We start from the raw sequence: 17,360 nt of genomic DNA, 5'->3' as shown, positions 1-17,360 counted from the left end.
GAACGACGGGGCCAGCGGGGTGGCCGTGCTGATGGAACTAGGCAGGTGGATGCCGAACCTGGAGAGCAAATACGGCGTCGATTTCGTGCTCTTCGATGGCGAAGAATTCGTGTTTCGTAAAGGGACGTCGTGGCGCGATCTGGGCGATCCGATGTTTCTCGGGGCCGAATGGTTTGCTCGTTCTTATGCCGGCGACCCGCCTCCGTACAAATACCGCTGGGGCGTGTTGCTCGACATGGTTGGGTACGAGGGCTTGCAGCTTCCCAAGGAGGGAAACAGCGTCGCCTGGCGCGACACGCGGCCGCTAGTCGATGACATCTGGCGATTGGCTTACAACATGGGGGTCCGCGAGTTCATCCCGCGGGTCAAGGACGATATTTCCGACGATCATCTCCGGCTGCACGACATCGGCAAGATTCCCACGTGCGACATCATCGATTTCAGCGGTTATCGGCGGTTTTGGCACACGGAGCAAGATACCCAGGCGAACTGCTCGCCGCTGGCGCTGGCCAAAGTCGGCTGGGTCATGCTAGAGTGGCTTAAGCAAGCCAAGTAGCCGCCGATGCGCGCCGCGAGCGGTCGCGGCGAAATGAGCGAGGTCGGTTGCTGCTTGATCGTGGCCCCACGTCTTTGCCGCGCGATTCACTTCCATTCAAATGGACCCTTTGCACTTAGCCGTTGCGTTTCTGCCGTTGGCGGCGTATCTGATCGGCCTGGGGGCGATCCATTTGCGGCGGCGGCCGACGATTTGGTCCGGCGCGTTCGACACGGCGGCCCTAGCGGCGGCGGTTTCGGGATTGATCGTCGCCGGCCCGATGGAGTTATTCTTGCCGGAATCCTCGCCGTTGCCGGGGGCATATCTCTGGTTGCTGATGCTCGCCCTGTACGTTCTTTGCGTCACGCTCTGGAATCTGATGGCCCGGCCGCGGGTGGTGATCTTCAATATCACGCTCGAGCGTCTTCAGCCGGCGCTGGCGGAGTTGTGCGTGCGGATGGACGAAAAATTCACGGCGACCGGTGATAGCTATATGCTGCCGCAGATCGGCGTCCAGTTCCATGTTGAACGGTATATGCCGCTGCACAACGTCTCGCTCGTCGCAATCGGCGACCAGCAAAGCCTGACTGGCTGGCGGCGGTTGCAAACCGAATTGGCCCGCAGCTTGGGGTCGGTCGGCGTCGCTAGCCGCGTGCCGGGCTATAGTTTTCTGTTCGTCGGCGCGCTCACGATCGCGGCCACGATCTATTTGCTTGGTCGAGTTGACGGGACAACTCTCGTCCAACAATTGCGAGAATTGTTGCGCCAGCCGGCCAAAAGCGAGGCGCAGTTGCCCGCCGCGCCATCGGCCTTTTCTCGCTTGCCGGATGCCAATGGCACCGAAACGCACCGGGTGGCCGGGGCATAGCACAGCGGTGCCCCGGTTGGAGCGCCACCGGGGCGGGTGCCATGGCCACTGCTCCGAGTGGCCATGCCTCGATGCGGCTCATGCCCGCGCCGAGCCGCTCATCGTTAAAGCTCCTCTCGTTCGCGCTTGGCAGATCGTCGCGGCGCAGTTACCGTGTCGGTATGGATGCCACCGATCTAACAGCGCGTTTGCAGCTTGGACTCTCGGCCGCTCGAGAGGCGGGCCGTTTGACGCTCGAGTATTTTCAGCGCGACGGGCTGGCGGTTGAGTGGAAGCAGGACGCTTCGCCCGTGACGGTGGCCGACCGCCGCGCCGAGCAATTGCTTCGCGACCGCATTGCCGCCGAGTTTCCTGACGATGCCATTCTGGGCGAAGAGCTTGCCGAGCGGCCCGGCAACAGCGGCTATCGCTGGATTCTCGATCCGATCGACGGCACGAAATCGTTCATCCACGGCGTGCCGCTGTATGGGACATTGGTCGGCATGGAATTCGAGTCCTGTGCCGTGCTGGGGATCGTCGTCATCCCGGCGTTGGACGAGTGTGTACATGCAGCGCGCGGGCAAGGGGCATGGCACGCGTGCGGCAGTCAGCCGCCGCGGCAAGTCCATGTATCCTCGACGAAAACTTTGAGCGAGTCGCTCTTTTGCACGAGCGAAGTCGCCAGCTTCGGCCAACGCGGCGCGGCTGCGGTTTATGATCGACTGCAAGCCGCCAGCCGGCTCTCGCGCACCTGGGGCGATTGCTACGGCTATTTGATGGTCGCCACCGGCCGCGCCGAACTGATGGTCGATCCGATCATGAACGTCTGGGACGCCGCCGCCGTTCAGCCGATCATCGAAGAAGCCGGCGGCACCTTCACCGATTGGCGCGGCCGGCCGACGATCCACTCTGGAGAAGGAATCGCCACCAACGGGCAGATCCTCGACGACGTACTGAAAATCACCGCAGTTTGACATTGCGTTGTGAAACAACCGGCCGGGGCGTAGAATGATTGGGCGAGGGAGCGCGAACTCGCGAGATTTCCCTCGATGCGATCACTCCTGTACCATCCCTCCCGGCGCCAGAATTCATCGCGATGAGCGAACTTCACCACGAATGCGGTCTGGCGGCCATCTATCATCTGCCGGGACGCGAAGTGAGTCCGTTGTGCCCCGCTCAGGGTCCGGACGAGGTTTCGCGGCTTGTCCCCCGGATGCTGCTGGACATCCAGAACCGCGGCCAACTTTCGGCCGGGATGACCAGCTTCAACCCGGACCGCAGCCAGCTTATCCACACGTACAAGGAAGTCGGCGGGGTGAGCGAGGTTTTTCGGATGAGCCATCGGGGCAAATTCGAGAGCCTGATGAAGGAATACTCCGGCCGAGCGGCCATCGGCCACGTCCGCTACGCCACCTGCGGGTCCGACGACCATTGCAATGCCCAACCGTTCGAGCGGCACCATCTACAAAAGCACAAATGGTTCAGCTTCGGCTTCAACGGGCAATTGGCGAATTACATCGAGCTGCGCGACGAGCTGCTGGCCGACGGAGACAACCATCTCTCGCGCGATAACGACACCGAAATCATCCTCCATCAAATCAGCCGCGAATTGTCGGGCGACCAGCGGCCGCAGCTCATCGAGGTGTTTCGCAACATCAGCCGGCGGTTTGACGGGGCGTATAATTTGGTCTTTCTGAACGCGCTGGGCGATATGGTCGTCGCCCGCGATCCGCTCGGCATCCGCCCTCTGTGCTATGCCAAAGAAGGCCCGCTATTTGCCGCCGCGAGCGAAAGCGTGGCGCTTTTGAATCTCGGCTTTGCCGCCGAGAGCATCAAGTCGCTGTTGCCGGGGCAAGCGGTGGTGATCACCGACGGCCGGCTGGAGATGCACACGTTCGCTCGCAGCCCGCGGCAGGCGCATTGCTTTTTCGAGTGGATTTACTTCGCCAATGTGGCCAGCACGATGGATGGCCGGAGCGTCTATCTCTCGCGCAAGCGGCTGGGCGAAGAGATGGCCCGGCTCGAGACGCTGCCGATCGACGCCGACACGATCGTAGTGCCGGTCCCCGACACGAGCAAGGCGGCGGCCGACGCGATGGCCTACAAGCTCAAAGTCCCGGCGCTCGAAGGCTTGATCCGCAACCGCTACACCGGCCGGACCTTCATCGAAGGGGGCGGCAACCGCAAGGAAAAAGCCGAGACGAAATACACTCCGCTCCGCGAGGTCCTGGAAGACAAGCGCGTGCTGCTGGTCGAGGATTCGATCGTGCGCTCGACGACCATGAAGGTGTTGATTAAGCGGATTCGCGAATTGGGCCGCGCCCGCGAGATTCATGTGCGCGTGGCTTGCCCGCCGATCATCGCACCCTGCTTCTACGGCATCGACATGTCGACGATCGACGAGTTGTTCGCACCCAAGTTTCTTCACGGCGGCGATCTGACGGACCAGGCCCAAGCCGAAATGGCGGCGAAGCTCGGCGCCGATTCGCTCCGCTATCTGCCGGTGGAATCCATCTCGCGGGCCATCGGCTTCGACAGCGACCAACTCTGCCAGGCCTGCATCACCGGCGATTACCCGACCCCCTTCGGCCAGGAACTCTACCAAATCGCGCTGCGCAACACCGGCCACGATTCGGGCCAGCGGACGTATGAACTGAAGGCGACTTGATCTGGCGAATTCAGCTACGATTGCCGGTCGCTTGCTTCTTGAACTCCGCCCGATAGACCGCCTCGCCGTGCAGGCGCATGCGGCGCTCGAAGTGCGTGCGGTAGTCGAGATCGTGCTGGGCGGGCTGCTCGACGACTGGCAGCGGGCCAACCAAGTGTGTCGTCGCAGCCAGGAGTTCGAGCGTTGTCGTGAAATACTCTTCGACGTCGGTCCAAAAATGGAGCGTGCCGCCGAGGACCAGCGTCGGCTCCACATCGCGGACGAACGATTCGTTCATCACCCGCCGCTTCTTGTGCCGGGCTTTCCACCACGGATCGGGAAAGTACACGTGCACCGCCGCAAGGCAATCGGCCGGCAATAACTCGCGGAATAGCCGCTGAGCGTCGGCGTTTACCAAGATCGCATTGGCAAGCTCGCGCTTGGCCAGACGCGCGGCGGCATAACGGGCGTATTTCGCAGCGATCTCGACTCCGAGAAAATCGCGATCGGGCTGCGTTGCCGCGGCGGCGCAGAGAAACAGCCCCTTGCCGCTACCGATCTCGATTTCCAGCGGCGCCGCGCGGCCGAACAGCGCCACGGAATCCCACGGGCGCGGCAACTCATCCCAACTCTTCAGATGCCGCGACAGATCAAGTTGCGGATCAAGTTTGCGAAGCGCGCGGCGGCCCATGGGAGGAAATGTCGAATGCCTAATGACGAATGTCTAAGGAATGACGAAGCACGAATGACGAACGATATGGAATCCGCTTGCGATTAGTCCTTCATGTTTCGTCATTCTTTAGGCATTAGACATTCGTCATTAGTCATTTACCCCGCGGCGGATCAATAGGCAGGCTGATGCCCATGATCTTCCCTTCGACCACCAACGTCTCGCGGACGAAGCCCTGGAAGCGGCAAAGGATCATGGCGTTGCGGCGGACCTTGAGCCGTTCGACCACGACGACCAGCCGGTCGCCCGGCACGACGGTGCCGCGGAATCGCACTTCCTCCAGCCCGCCGAGGCCGACCACCTTGCAGCCCAATAGGTCGTATTTCTGCGCGAAATAGCTGGAAAGCTGGGCCGCCGTCTCGCACATCATCACGCCGGGCATGATCGGCACATTCGGCATGTGGCCCCGGACCCAGAACTCGTCGTCGGTCAGGTCCTTATAGCCGGCGCAAATCCCGCGCGCGGCATCGGCATAGATCACCGCCGTCAACTGCTCCATCTCGAACCGCTGGAGGTTATAGCGGCGGATTTCGTCCTGATCGGCAATGACGTGATCCACGTCGTACTCGGAAAAATCCAGGATCAGATCTTTGCCGGCCACACGGAATCTCCCTCGAGTTGCAAGACTCAGGTGCGGATGTCCTTCCGTTTGAGCCGGCGGGCCTTACTATTGGCCGGACGCCGGCCGTGGTTGGCTTTTTTCAATGGTCGGTGGGGCTTGGCCATGATTAATTTTCTCTTCCTGGGGCAAACTGTGCAACCGATGAACGCTCGCCTATAGCGTATCAGGAACTCCGCCCGCGGTGAAGAACCGAACTAAAGAATGCCGCCTTCGGTTTGTTTATCCCGGCGCCTGCGACCACGGTGCGGCAGAGTGAACAATTCGCCGTCGCCGATGGCTCCCGGTTAAACGAAGCGCAGCTCGCCGGTAATCCGCGCGCGGCGTTCTGATTGAATTCCAACGGCCCTCAAGTTCCAGCGGCCCCTAAAACCAGGCGGGCGCCGCCGTTCAGTTCGTCGTGGCCAGCTTGGTCTTCGACAAGTGCAGATAGTCGGCAGTAATGGCGAGCACCTCGTTGATGTAGAAATCCTTCTTCACCACGGGGCGTTTGGTCTCGTTGAGTTCGTTGAATTCGTCCTCCTCATCCTTTTCGGCGCTTGAATCCGCCCGATCGGCGATGAACTTTTCCTTATTCAAGGTGACCTCCTTGCGGTCCTTCTGCTTCTCGTAGCGAGCGATGTTCTTGACGACCTTCTGGAAGTCGTCTGATTTTCCAATCCGCTCCGAAGAGAGTTGCGTGAGTTGTTTGACGATGTCCTGATCGACCATGTTCACGGTGTTGAACGGCACGGGATCGACGTGGTCGAACTTAAGCGCGTAGTCGAGGTCCGCCTCGCCCACCGGCAGGTGCGTAGTGAGCGACGGCAGTTCGATATCCGAGACGACGCCGCGGCGCTGCGTGCTATCGCCATCGGGGCGATAAAACTGTTGAATCGTGATCTTCAGCGCCCCGAGCGACTGGGCGCTGGGGACTTGAAACAACGATTGCCCGACGTCGAGCATGCTCTGCACCGTCCCCTTGCCGTGCGACGACTTGTCGCCGACCACCAGCCCGCGATGGTAATCCTGGATCGCCCCGGCAAAGATTTCGCTGGCGCTCGCGCTAAACTTGCTTTGCAGCACGACCAGCGGGCCCGCCCAGGCTACCCCCGCCTCGAGATCGTCGTAATGCTGCACGTGGCCGTCGGAATCCTTGACCTGGACGACCGGCCCGGTGTCGATGAACAGGCCCGTGAGGCTAATGGCCTCGTTGAGCGCCCCGCCGCCGTTGCGCCGCAGATCGATGATCACGGCGTCGACGTGCTTCTGGTTGAAGCCGTCGAGGATCTTGCGAACGTCGCGAGTGGCGCTCTTGAATTCCGGAACACCCTGGCGCGCCCCGGTCATATCCATGTAGAAGCCGGGTAGATCGATGAATCCGACTTTGTACGGATCGCCGTTGGCTTTCTTTCCTTCGTCGAGAATCTCGCCGCGGGCCTCGCTATTCTTTAGCTCGATCTTGGCCCGGGTGATGTTGTACGTTTTCGGCTCCGCCGCGCCGAGGGGGAGCACCTTGAGCCGCACGATGGTGCCGCGCTGGCCGCGGATCAGCTTCACCACGTCATTGAGGCTCATGTCGACCACATCGACGATTTCGCCCTTCTCGCCTTGGCCGACGCCGATCACACGGTCCTTCGGCTTCAGCCGCCCATCGAGCTGGGCGGCGCCGCCGTCGATCAATTCATTGACGATCGTGTTGCCGTCGTCTTGGCTGTATTGCAGTGAGGCGCCGATGCCGTCCAATTCGGCCTTCATCAGGATGTTGAAATTCTCGAGCGTGCTTGCCGACATGTACGAAGTGTGCGGATCGAAGCTCGATGTCAACGCGGTCAGATACATCTCGAGCAATTCGTCGTTCTTGATCTGGTGCATCCGCTTGGCGAAGCTGTGATAGCGGTGGATCAATTTGTCGTGAATTTCCTTTTCGGGAGTCTTTTCGACGTATTGCTGCGTCAATAGGTCGTACTTGATCCGCTTGACCCATTTTTCGCGTATCTCATCGGAATTCGCGGCGTAAACCGTTTTGTCGGGATCGGTGACAAACACGTCGTCCGTGCCGAAATCATATTTGGCGGTTTCGCTTTCGGACAAAAGCTGCTCGACAAGCTGCATTCGCTCATCGATCCGCTTGAGCAGAGTCTGGAAGACCGTGTAGGCGAAACCGACGTCGCCGCTCTTGATCTTGCCGGCCAATTCGTCCTTATGGGCGGCAAACTGATTGAAATCGTCGCGAGTGAAATAAAGCTTCATCGGGTCGAGCGTTTTGAGGAAGCCCTTGAAGCAGCGCTCGGAGATTTCCGTGTCGAGCGGATGACGAGTGAGATGCTCGTCGATCAGACGGCGGGTCACGGTCATCGCCACCACGTGGTCGATGGCTTGCGGCTGCTTCAACTCGGCCGCCCGATTGTCGCGAACGAGCGCCACGGCGCCGCCGAACATCGAGACGATCAACAGACCCGCAAAGTACGACCGCCGGTTGCGACTAAGATGCTCGATGGCGCGGTTCATTCCGGTGACCCCTATGGAGAAAAGGCTGGCGTGAAAAAGGGCAGGCAAGAAGCAGAATGGAGACTTTAGGACCGACGCTCAAGCAGCTCGCCGATTCCGTTTAGACCGCCTCGAAGACCGTGCCGGCGGCTGTCTCCGAACTGCCGGCCGAGGGCCAAAAAGCAGCAGTCTCTCGGGTATCCGTTCCTAAGTACCACTCCGTAAACGGGTTATAGATCGAATTGTTAGATCGTACACGGAACTCACGGCAAAGGCAAGAGAAGATGGCCAACTAAGTCCATTACGGCGGCCGCCAATTCTGGTTCGGGACCAAGTGGCGATGTAACGATCCAGCGGCAAGTGGATTGCGGCGCGGATTGCCTGGCATCAAGCGGTCTTTCATCGCCCGATCGTCTTTTTACTTCACTGCGAATCTGGTTGGACAATTCTCCGCTGAACAACAGATGCGGCTGAACTACGATCCGGCGGAAGCCGCTTGCCGAGGTTTCCGCCAAGCCATCGGCCAGCGATGGCGTTTGTATCGCCAGGAAGCAAGTCAGCACCCGCCCGACGGGCGTTTGCTCCGCTCGCAGCCGCGCGAAGCGACGCATTTCCGTGGTCGCCTCCGGATCGGAGCTGCCCCGGCCGACCATGAGCAAGAGTGTCTCTTCCGTCGGAACCGGCGGCCAATCGGCAATCGCTTCCTGGAATCTCCGCGCCGAGAGGGCCAAGATGTGTCTGCTGGATTCCAAAGCCGGGATATGGAGAACCGCCACGCCCCGATGGCGAGCCGCCGCCGCGGCCACAGCGGCGGGTATGTCGCGCTTCGCATGTCCGGCCGCGAAGAGCAACAGCGGGACGACGAGGATTCGCTCGACCCCTCGGCTGACCAGACGATCCACACCTTCGCCAATCGTTGGCCCGGCTAATTCGAGGAAACAGGCCTCAAGCGGCCGGTCCGCCGCTACTTTTCGCACGAGTTCGGCAGCCTCAAAAAACTCGGCGATCCCCGCGGCATCGCGGGTTCCGTGGCCGACCAAGAGCAGTCCCGCTCGATCGAAGCGTCGGGAATGGTTGAGATCAGGCATCGGTGGTGAGATTCGACTCCCAATCGGCGCTCGGCGGCAACCATTTATCCGGCTCGATTGCCGCGAGATTCCTTCACTGCTAGCAATGCCATCGGCCCGGTGGCGTTGGTATATTATACGATATGACGATCGTCTCGGCTCCAACCTACTCCTATCTGACGATGACAACCGGCAGCCGCGCCGGGACTCATTTTCTTTTGGATCCGAAGGCGGAAAACCGGATTGGCCGCGGGACCGATTGCGCGGTGGTCCTTCCCGATCCGCTCTGTTCGCGGGTCCATGCGATCGTGACCCGGGCCGACGGTCATTGGTTCGTCCGCGATGCCGAGAGCCGCAACGGCACTTTCGTCAACGGCCAGAAGACCGACGAGGCGGTGTTGGCCGACGGCCATACGCTGCGAATCGGCTCGACCGAGTTTTCCTTTCAAACTTCCGATCAGCCGCCAATGGTCGAGGAGACCGGCGGCGAGATGACCTTCACACAAACCATCATCAAAGACACGCCGATCAATCGGCCCGACACGGGACTGATTCCGCTCTCGGCGCTGCGCGATGCGGAGCAGGCCAAGCAGTTGCTTGTGCTCTATCAACTGAGCTTGAGCCTCCTCGCTCTGGAGCATCCCGACGACGTGACCCGCGTCGCCCTCGACCTGCTGCGCGAGCAGACCCACGCTTCCGTCGTCGGCTTCCTCTGGGTCGATGAAGAGGGGCGGCTCAAGCCCAAGCTCGTGATCCCCGAGGGGTCGGATGAACCGGTAACGCTGAGCCAATCGCTTACGGAACTCGTCTGCCGCCAAGGGCACGCCGTGTGGGTCGCCAAGCAACATGCCGGCAGCACGTCCGACAGCCTGTTGCATTATGCCGATGCGGTTTGCGTGCCGCTGGTGAATCAAGGGGTGACGCTCGGGGCGGTCCACGCCTATCTCGATCGCGGGCGTTTTCGGCAAATCGATTTCGATTTCGCGATTTCACTGGCCAATATCATGGTGGTAGGGCTGGTTCGGGCGCGGCATCAAACGCGATTGGAATCCGACTATCGCCGGCTGGCGGCTAAATCGGCCGGCGACAGCGAATTGATCGGCGACGGGCCGCTGATGGTCGAGCTGCGCGAAAAGATCGTCCGCATCGCCCGCACTAATGGCTGCGTGCTGATCCGCGGCGAGAGCGGCACCGGCAAGGAACTCGTCGCTCGGGCCATTCATCGCGGCAGCCCGCGGGCCGATCGGCCGATGCTATCGGTCAATTGCGCGGCGATCCCAGCCGAATTGATGGAGAGCCAGCTCTTCGGGCACAAGGCGGGAGCGTTCACCAGCGCTGATCGCGACCACGTTGGCTTCTTTCAACAAGCCGACTCCGGTACGCTATTCCTCGACGAAGTCGGCGAGCTGACTTGGGAAGGCCAACCCAAGCTGCTGCGAATTCTCGAAGGGCATCCATTCCTCCCCGTCGGCGGCGTGCAGCAGATCAAGGTCGACGTGCGGGTGATTGCCGCCACGAACCAGGATTTGCAAACCTATGTCCGCGAACGAAAATTCCGCGAGGATTTGTTTTATCGCCTAAGTGTCTTCGAGTTGCACGTGCCGCCGTTGCGCGATCGGGGGCCCGATATCGCACAACTCCTGGACTACTTCCTCAATCACTTCCGCCGGCAACATGGCCGGCCAACGCTCAATCTCTCCGACGAAGCCCGGCAAAAGCTGCTCCGCTACTCGTGGCCCGGAAACATTCGCCAGTTGCGCAACGTGATCGACAGCGCCATCGTGCTGGCCAGCGGGAATCGGATCGAGGTAGGCGACCTTGGCCTGCGCGACACCGGCAGTGCTGAGCTAGAATCGCTGCGCCTCGATTATTGGGAACGCCGGCTGATCGGCGAAGCCCTCAAACGCACCGACGGCAACGTGCCCGAAGCCGCCAAACTCCTAGCCATCGGCCGCGCGACGCTCTATCGCAAGATCGAGGAATACGGGATTCAGCGATAGCGCGAGCCGGGCAGGCGCTTGAATCATCGCGAGCAGCGCTGGGACTACGTGGCGGCCAATTCACGGACGTGGCTAACATCGCGTGGGCTGACCGGCCGCAATTGCGCCGCCGGGACTGTCGCGACCGCTACGGTTTGACCAGTGAGCGTCATGAACTCGACCTCGAAGGCCGCGCCCTCGCGATGAATGTGGATTACTGTTCCCACGTCGCCGGCCTGCAAGCCATCAGCGGGAAGGTCCTGCGTCAAAACCACGCAGTCGTGTTCGTGAATCATGGGTTCGCCTCGATCGGATAAGCTGTGATCAGCCGCGGGGCAATTTGCCCATCGTCCATTTGCCAGACGGTGCGTACGCGCGGTCGGCGCCCGTCGGGCGCCTCCAATTCGCCTTCGACCTCATAGCGCGGGCCGAAACCGGTTTCGCGGGTCTTGCCGACTTCATTTTGCTGCCCATGTGCACGCAGTGCAACGGCCAAAACCTCCAATCGCTCCACGCGGAATCCGAACAGGTAGAAGAATCGCGCCTTGCTCGCTCCGTAACGATGGACGGGATTGAGCAGGTAATCCACGACTTTCGCTTGCTCCACGATGGCCAAATGGGCGTTCGGCAGCTTCATGCGGTCTTCCCTTGCGTGTTGTCATCTTGGCCAAGCCAACATTTGAGTTAGCAATTGATGATGAAATCCAATCAGGTGGACAGGTAGTCACTAAGCATAATCAAACCGAGGTCGTGGCAACAGTCGGCGATTTCCGACGGCTTCGTGGGGGACTTCAGTCGGAACTTTTCGTACAGCCGCGGTGGGCGTGCGTTTACACCGCTTGGGCCTACTGGCGATTTGGATCCGGGCCGGTTACGATTTACGTTGTCCGCCGTCGATGTTCCCGCCATTCTCTCCTACCGACGAGACCGATTTCATGGCGACCCCTTCATTCCCACGCGGCGCAGCGAGTTCGCTCGTAGTCATCTGTTTTGCGCTTGTCGCCGCTTCCTCGTCCGCCCAGGAGTGGACGCGCTTTCGCGGACCGAATGGCTCTGGCCAGAGCGAGGCCAGCATTCCAGCGCAATGGTCTGATGGCGACATCAACTGGAAGGTGCAACTTCCAGGCGGCGGGAATTCGTCTCCCGTGCTCTGGGGTGACAAGGTTTTTCTCACCAGTGCCGACACGAAGGCCGGCGAGCGGTTTGTTCTCTGTTTGAGCGCCCGCGACGGACATCTGATCTGGAAGAAGAGTTATCCGTATAGCAAATACCATATTCACGTTCAGAACAGTTTTGCGACCAGCACGCCGGCCGTTGACACTGATCATGTCTATGTCGTGTGGTCCATGCCCGAGCAATCTACGCTATATGCTCTGTCGCACTCGGGCGACGAGGTTTGGCATCGCGATTTGGGTTCGTTTACGAGTCAGCATGGTTTCGCCTCGTCACCGATTGTCTATCAAGACTTGGTGATCATTGGCGACGAGCAGGACGGCCCGAATCCCGAGGCCGGGGGCAATCCCGACGCGGCCAGCCTCGACGGCAGGAGCTTCTTGTGGGCAGTGGATCGCGGCACCGGCGAGGTCCGCTGGAAGACGCCGCGCAAGTCGACGATTGTCAGCTACGCCACGCCGTGCGTGTATCAGCCGGACGGCGGCAAGCCGGAACTTATTTACAACAGCCGCTCGCACGGCATGAGCGCTATCGATCCGGCAACGGGCAAAGTGAACTGGGAGTTGCCCGTGTTCGATCGCCGCACCGTTGGATCGCCAATCCTCGCGGGCGGATTGGTGATCGGCGCATGCGGCGTGGGAAGCGGCAATAACACGGTCTACGCCGTTCGACCCGACGGCGGCAGTCAGAATCCGCAAATGGTGTATAAGATCGACAAATCCTCGGCCTCGTACGTCCCGACTCCCGTGGCGGCGGGCGATCTGGTTTTCATTTGGAACGACCGTGGGATCGTCACCTGCATCGACGGGCCGACGGGCAAAATCCATTGGCGAGAGCGGATCGGCGGGGATTTCTATGGCTCCCCGGTTCGCGCCGGCGACAAGGTCTTTTGCACGTCGCTCGATGGGGACGTCGTCGTCCTTGCCGCCGCCGACAAATACCAACTGCTGGCGAAGAACTCGCTCGGCGAAACCAGCCGCGCCTCCCCCGCCATCGCCGGCGGGCGGATGTACGTGCGGACCGAGTCGCACCTGGTCTCAGTCGGCGGGAAGTGACACGCAATCGCCGTTACATGGACGAGCCCCGCTGGGAATTCTGGATCGACGTCGGCGGGACGTTTACGGATTGCATTGCGCGGCGGCCCAATGGGGCGCTCCTGCGGCACAAGCTGCTGAGTTCGGGAGTGACCAAGGGGATCGTCGGTGCCGGATCGAGTGCGGCTGCGATAGTCGATCCGGCGCGCGCGGCGGCGCCGGCCGGGTTTTGGAACCGATTTCGATTCCGACTGCTCGATGCCGAAGGACGGACGGTCGCGGAATTGATTGTCACGGAATTCGATGCGAACGAATCCGCACTGCGACTGGATCATGCGCTGTCGATCGTTCCCGTCGTCGGCCAGGCCTACGAGTTAATCTCGGAAGAAGAAGCTCCGATCTTGGGGATTCGCTGGCTGCTCGGCTTGGCGGCCCGCGAGCCGATTCCACCGGTCGCGGTTCGTCTCGGAACGACCCGTGGAACCAATGCGCTAATCACGCGCCGCGGGGCGAAGACGGCGTTCATTACCACGCGCGGTTTTGGCGACATTCTGGAAATCGGTTATCAAAACCGGCCGCGCTTGTTTGAGCTGGCGATCCGCAAGCCGCCGCCGCTCTACGCCGTGGTCGTCGAAATCGACGAGCGGATCGCGGCGGATGGAGCGGTGCTCAGGAAACCTGACCCTGCCGCGATTCGCCGGCAACTGGCCGGCCTGATTGAGCAAGGTATCGAGTCATTGGCCATTTGCATTTTGCACGGCTTCGCGCATCCGGCGCACGAGCGGCTGGTCGCAGAGGTCGCTCGCGAAATCGGCTTCCACGAGGTCAGCGTGTCGAGCGAAGTCGCGCCGTTGGTCAAGATCGTGTCGCGCGGCGATACAACGGTGATGGACGCCTATCTGAATCCCGTGCTGCGATCGTACATCGGCGCGCTGCAACGGTCGCTCCCTGGCAGCGACTTGCGGATCGTCACGTCGGCCGGTGGGCTGGTCAGCGCCGACCGATTCGCCGGAAAGGACAGCATTCTTTCGGGGCCGGCTGGCGGAGTGGTCGGCTTTTCGCGCGTTGCCGAAGCCGCGGGATTCCGTCGGGCGATCGGCTTCGACATGGGAGGCACGAGCACCGACGTCTCGCGCTTCGACGGCCGCTTTGAACTCGAATACGAGACGGAAAAAGCGGGGGTGCGCGTCGTTGCGCCGATGATGGCGATCGAAACGGTCGCGGCCGGCGGCGGTTCAATTTGCGCGTTCGACGGAGTGAAGCTTGTCGTCGGTCCCGACAGCGCCGGCGCCGATCCCGGACCTGCCTGTTACGGTCGTGGCGGGCCGCTTGCGGTCACCGATCTGAACTTCTATCTGGGCAAGATTCTCCCGGAATACTTTCCATTTCCGCTCGACCTGCCGGCAGTCGAGCGAAAGCTGGCCGCGATGGCCGAAGCGATCGTCGCGGCCACGGGCAAACGCTATTCGCCCGTCGAACTGGCGAGCGGTTTCCTCGAAGTCGCGAATGCGAACATGGCGCGGGCATTGCGATCGGTTTCGGTCGCCCGCGGATGCGATCCGCGCGATTATTTGCTCGTTCCCTTTGGCGGAGCGGCGGGGCAACATGCGTGTTCCTTGGCCCGTGAGCTGGGAATTCGCCAATTGCTAAGTCATCCCGACGCCGGGCTGCTCAGCGCTCGCGGCATCGGGCTGGCGGATCACGTGCGGCACGGCGTGGCGGGCGTTTATCACGCGTATTCCGCCGAGGAGGTGGCGGCGCTCGGGCCGGTTTTCGAGCACTTGGATGAAACCGCCCGAGCCGAACTGTTGGCCGAGGCAACACCATCGGATGATGCTGCGGCAGCGCGAATTGAAATCCGGCGGAGCCTCGATCTGCGCTATCAAGGCGTCGAAGCGTATTTGACGATCGCTTGCCCCGCCGACGGAGATTACGCGGCTGCATACGAAGCGGAACATCAGAAGCTTTACGGCGACACGCATCCGGGCCGAGCGATCGAGATCGTCGCTGCGCGCGTCGAAGCGATCGGCCGCTGGGCCGAGCGGCTGGCGATTTCGGAGCGAGTGCCCCCGCGGCCGATTGTCGCTAGCCGGCATACCGCCGCTTATTTTTCCGGTCGCGCGTATCAAACACAGATGTTCCGACGAGACGAGCTGCGGCCGGGCGTTGCGTTCGACGGGCCCGCCATCGTATCTGAGATCGCCTCGACGACGGTCGTCGATCCGGGCTGGCGGGCGGAAGTGTTGAGCGGAGGAGAATTATTGATTGTTGACGCTTCGGCGTTCGATCATGCGATGCACGCTCGCTTGAGCAATGGCGGATCGGCGACCGGTGACACTTCTTCATCCTCACCCCGGCCCTCTCCCGTCGAGGGAGAGGGAGGCCACGTCGGCCTGACGGCCGACGGAATTGAAGCGCAAGCAGCATGCGAAATTCCGCCCGACCCCGTGCAGCTTGAAATCTTCAACAACCATTTCGCCGGCATCGCGGAGCAGATGGGGATCACGTTGCGGAACACCGCCGGCAGCGTGAATGTGAAGGAGCGGCTCGATTTCAGTTGCGCGATCTTCACTTCCAGCGGCGAGTTGGTGGTCAACGCCCCGCATATTCCGGTGCATCTCGGCGCGATGGGAGAAACGGTCCGTCGGATTCTGGCCGACAATCCAGCGCTCAAGCCGGGAGATGTCTTTGTCACGAACGATCCCTATCGCGGCGGCTCGCATCTACCGGACGTGACGGTTGTCACGCCCGTCCATGAGTCGCCGTCCGCCGCCCGAGCCGCGGGGCGCCAGCCGCGGCTTCTCTTTTTCACGGCCAGCCGCGCTCATCATGCCGAGATCGGCGGAATCGTGCCCGGATCGATGCCGCCGTTTTCCAAGAATTTGGCCGAGGAGGGAGTCCTGATTCGCAACTTCAAGTTAATCGACGCAGGCCGGTCGCGGATGGCAGACTTACGGACGCTGCTGCTCGCCGGCCCGCGTCCGACGCGCGCCGTAAACGATAATCTGGCCGACATTGCCGCTCAAATCGCCGCCAATCGACAAGGGTCGTTGCAGCTCGAATCGCTGATCGAGCGGCGATCGCTGCCAGTCGTCGAGGCGTACATGCGCCACATTCAAACGGCCGCGGAGCAAAAGCTGCGGCTTGCCCTCGCCAAGCTCCCGCCGGGGCGCCGCGAGTTCACCGATCATCTGGACGACGGCTCGCCGATCCATGTGGCAATAACAATCGAATTGAATGCGGTAAGGCACGGTTCAGACCCAATCGCAGCGAAGGGGACAGTCCCCTTTTGTTCCACGACTATCACGGCGACAGTGCCGGCCAAAAAAGGGGACAGTCCCCAACCAACGGCCATCACCGTCGATTTCACCGGCACCGGTCCCGTCCTTGCGGGCAATCTAAACGCCAATCGGGCGATCGTCACCGCCGCGCTGATGTACGTGCTGCGGCTCTTGCTCGACGAGGAGATACCGCTCAACGAAGGAGTGCTCGCGCCCGTGCGGCTCGTGCTCCCCAACTGCCTGCTCAATCCGCCGGCGCGCGATCGGCCTGAGGAGTGCGCCGCGGTGGCGGGAGGAAACGTCGAGACGTCGCAGCGGGTCGTCGATGTGTTGCTCGGGGCGCTCGGGCTGGCCGCGGCGAGCCAAGGCACGATGAACAACCTGCTCTTCGGCGATGCGACATTCGGCTACTACGAAACGATCTGCGGCGGCTCCGGTGCGACGCCGATGCGCGACGGCGCCGACGCGGTTCATACCCACATGACCAACACCCGGCTCACCGATCCCGAGATCATCGAGCGCCGCTACCCAGTTCGCATTCGCGAATTCTCGATTCGCCGCGGCTCCGGCGGTCGTGGGCAGCATCGCGGCGGCGACGGCGTGACCCGCCGAATAGAACTCCTCCGGCCTCTGGAAGTATCCATCCTCTCGGAGCGCCGCGGGCCATATCCTCCCTATGGCCTCTCCGGCGGCCAGCCCGGCGCGCTCGGCCGCAATGCGCTCCACCGCGCTTGCGGGACGATGCTCGATTTGACCGCCAAAGCTCATTTCACGGCGCAGCCGGGTGATATTCTTCTCATCGAAACTCCCGGCGGCGGTGGTTGGGGCCGATAGATTCGGTAGATGAGGATGAAAGCTCGTTGCTCCTAGGGTTTACTACGAGTGTGGTTAACCCAAAACCCTTTTTGTGGAGCAACGAGTATGTCGAGTATACCGGTTTTCGTCGGGCTTGATTATCACCAGGACGCGGTGCAAGTAT

The 17,360-nt window shown here is 61.5% G+C and carries 13 protein-coding genes; 7 read left to right on the top strand and 6 right to left on the bottom strand.

All coding sequences use genetic code 11. The features are described 5' to 3' along the window. The 4 genes from VGY55_17755 to VGY55_17740 form a co-directional block, all read left to right on the top strand. Window positions 1-556: M28 family peptidase (locus tag VGY55_17755; protein HEV2971824.1), on the top strand; the 556-nt coding region annotated here is incomplete at its 5' end. Between the two features lie 100 nt (window positions 557-656). Continuing rightward, window positions 657-1,403, top strand: coding sequence for a hypothetical protein (locus tag VGY55_17750; protein HEV2971823.1), 747 nt, complete (start codon window positions 657-659; stop codon window positions 1,401-1,403). Window positions 1,404-1,444: 41 nt separating this feature from the next. After that, the gene (gene hisN, locus VGY55_17745) at window positions 1,445-2,356 is read left to right on the top strand and encodes a histidinol-phosphatase (GenBank protein ID HEV2971822.1); all 912 of its coding nucleotides are present in this window, start codon (window positions 1,445-1,447) and stop codon (window positions 2,354-2,356) included. Between the two features lie 122 nt (window positions 2,357-2,478). Beyond that, window positions 2,479-4,050, top strand: a complete 1,572-nt coding sequence (locus VGY55_17740) for an amidophosphoribosyltransferase (GenBank protein HEV2971821.1) — start codon at window positions 2,479-2,481, stop codon at window positions 4,048-4,050. Window positions 4,051-4,060: 10 nt separating this feature from the next. On the opposite strand, the gene trmB is transcribed toward VGY55_17740, so the two are convergent. The 4 genes from trmB to VGY55_17720 form a co-directional block, all read right to left on the bottom strand. Continuing rightward, a complete protein-coding gene (gene trmB, locus VGY55_17735; GenBank protein HEV2971820.1) occupies window positions 4,061-4,720 on the bottom strand; it encodes a tRNA (guanosine(46)-N7)-methyltransferase TrmB in 660 nt (219 codons plus the stop codon). Between the two features lie 133 nt (window positions 4,721-4,853). Next, on the bottom strand, window positions 4,854-5,360 hold the full coding sequence (locus VGY55_17730) for a 3-hydroxyacyl-ACP dehydratase FabZ family protein (protein HEV2971819.1): 507 nt from the start codon (window positions 5,358-5,360) through the stop codon (window positions 4,854-4,856). A gap of 408 nt (window positions 5,361-5,768) precedes the next feature. Continuing rightward, window positions 5,769-7,868: a carboxy terminal-processing peptidase gene (locus VGY55_17725; protein ID HEV2971818.1), complete on the bottom strand. Its 2,100-nt coding sequence runs from the start codon at window positions 7,866-7,868 to the stop codon at window positions 5,769-5,771. A 242-nt stretch (window positions 7,869-8,110) separates the two neighbouring features. Next, window positions 8,111-8,935, bottom strand: a complete 825-nt coding sequence (locus tag VGY55_17720) for a sirohydrochlorin chelatase (protein ID HEV2971817.1) — start codon at window positions 8,933-8,935, stop codon at window positions 8,111-8,113. A 122-nt stretch (window positions 8,936-9,057) separates the two neighbouring features. Between VGY55_17720 and VGY55_17715 the strand changes: the two genes are divergently transcribed. Further along, window positions 9,058-10,914 (top strand): sigma 54-interacting transcriptional regulator, encoded by a 1,857-nt coding sequence (locus tag VGY55_17715; GenBank protein HEV2971816.1) that lies wholly within the window; start codon window positions 9,058-9,060, stop codon window positions 10,912-10,914. A 44-nt stretch (window positions 10,915-10,958) separates the two neighbouring features. On the opposite strand, the gene VGY55_17710 is transcribed toward VGY55_17715, so the two are convergent. Further along, on the bottom strand, window positions 10,959-11,189 hold the full coding sequence (locus tag VGY55_17710) for a DUF4926 domain-containing protein (protein ID HEV2971815.1): 231 nt from the start codon (window positions 11,187-11,189) through the stop codon (window positions 10,959-10,961). Continuing rightward, the gene (locus VGY55_17705; protein HEV2971814.1) at window positions 11,186-11,530 is read right to left on the bottom strand and encodes a hypothetical protein; all 345 of its coding nucleotides are present in this window, start codon (window positions 11,528-11,530) and stop codon (window positions 11,186-11,188) included. Before VGY55_17705 ends, VGY55_17710 begins: the two co-directional genes overlap by 4 nt. A 298-nt stretch (window positions 11,531-11,828) precedes the next feature. Between VGY55_17705 and VGY55_17700 the strand changes: the two genes are divergently transcribed. After that, the gene (locus VGY55_17700) at window positions 11,829-13,121 is read left to right on the top strand and encodes a PQQ-binding-like beta-propeller repeat protein (protein HEV2971813.1); all 1,293 of its coding nucleotides are present in this window, start codon (window positions 11,829-11,831) and stop codon (window positions 13,119-13,121) included. Between the two features lie 17 nt (window positions 13,122-13,138). Then, window positions 13,139-17,215 carry a hydantoinase B/oxoprolinase family protein gene (locus tag VGY55_17695; protein HEV2971812.1) on the top strand — a complete coding sequence of 1,359 codons (4,077 nt, stop codon included), beginning with the start codon at window positions 13,139-13,141 and terminating at the stop codon, window positions 17,213-17,215. The last annotated feature ends 145 nt before the right edge of the window (window positions 17,216-17,360 follow it).

This window comes from Pirellulales bacterium, from assembly GCA_035939775.1.
In the GTDB taxonomy this organism is placed as follows: Bacteria; Planctomycetota; Planctomycetia; order Pirellulales; family DATAWG01; genus DASZFO01.
Note: the sequence above shows the minus strand (reverse complement) of the source record. Positions and strands in the feature narration are given on the sequence as shown.

Bases quoted from the DNA above. Each gene is read 5' to 3' on its own strand.
- VGY55_17720 (HEV2971817.1), bottom strand. From the start codon at position 8,935: ATGCCTGATCTCAACCATTCCCGACGCTTCGATCGAGCGGGACTGCTC.
- VGY55_17725 (HEV2971818.1), bottom strand. From the start codon at position 7,868: ATGAACCGCGCCATCGAGCATCTTAGTCGCAACCGGCGGTCGTACTTT.
- VGY55_17715 (HEV2971816.1), top strand. From the start codon at position 9,058: ATGACGATCGTCTCGGCTCCAACCTACTCCTATCTGACGATGACAACC.
- VGY55_17740 (HEV2971821.1), top strand. From the start codon at position 2,479: ATGAGCGAACTTCACCACGAATGCGGTCTGGCGGCCATCTATCATCTG.
- VGY55_17750 (HEV2971823.1), top strand. From the start codon at position 657: ATGGACCCTTTGCACTTAGCCGTTGCGTTTCTGCCGTTGGCGGCGTAT.
- VGY55_17705 (HEV2971814.1), bottom strand. From the start codon at position 11,530: ATGAAGCTGCCGAACGCCCATTTGGCCATCGTGGAGCAAGCGAAAGTC.
- hisN (HEV2971822.1), top strand. From the start codon at position 1,445: ATGGCCACTGCTCCGAGTGGCCATGCCTCGATGCGGCTCATGCCCGCG.
- trmB (HEV2971820.1), bottom strand. From the start codon at position 4,720: ATGGGCCGCCGCGCGCTTCGCAAACTTGATCCGCAACTTGATCTGTCG.
- VGY55_17695 (HEV2971812.1), top strand. From the start codon at position 13,139: ATGGACGAGCCCCGCTGGGAATTCTGGATCGACGTCGGCGGGACGTTT.
- VGY55_17700 (HEV2971813.1), top strand. From the start codon at position 11,829: ATGGCGACCCCTTCATTCCCACGCGGCGCAGCGAGTTCGCTCGTAGTC.
- VGY55_17710 (HEV2971815.1), bottom strand. From the start codon at position 11,189: ATGATTCACGAACACGACTGCGTGGTTTTGACGCAGGACCTTCCCGCT.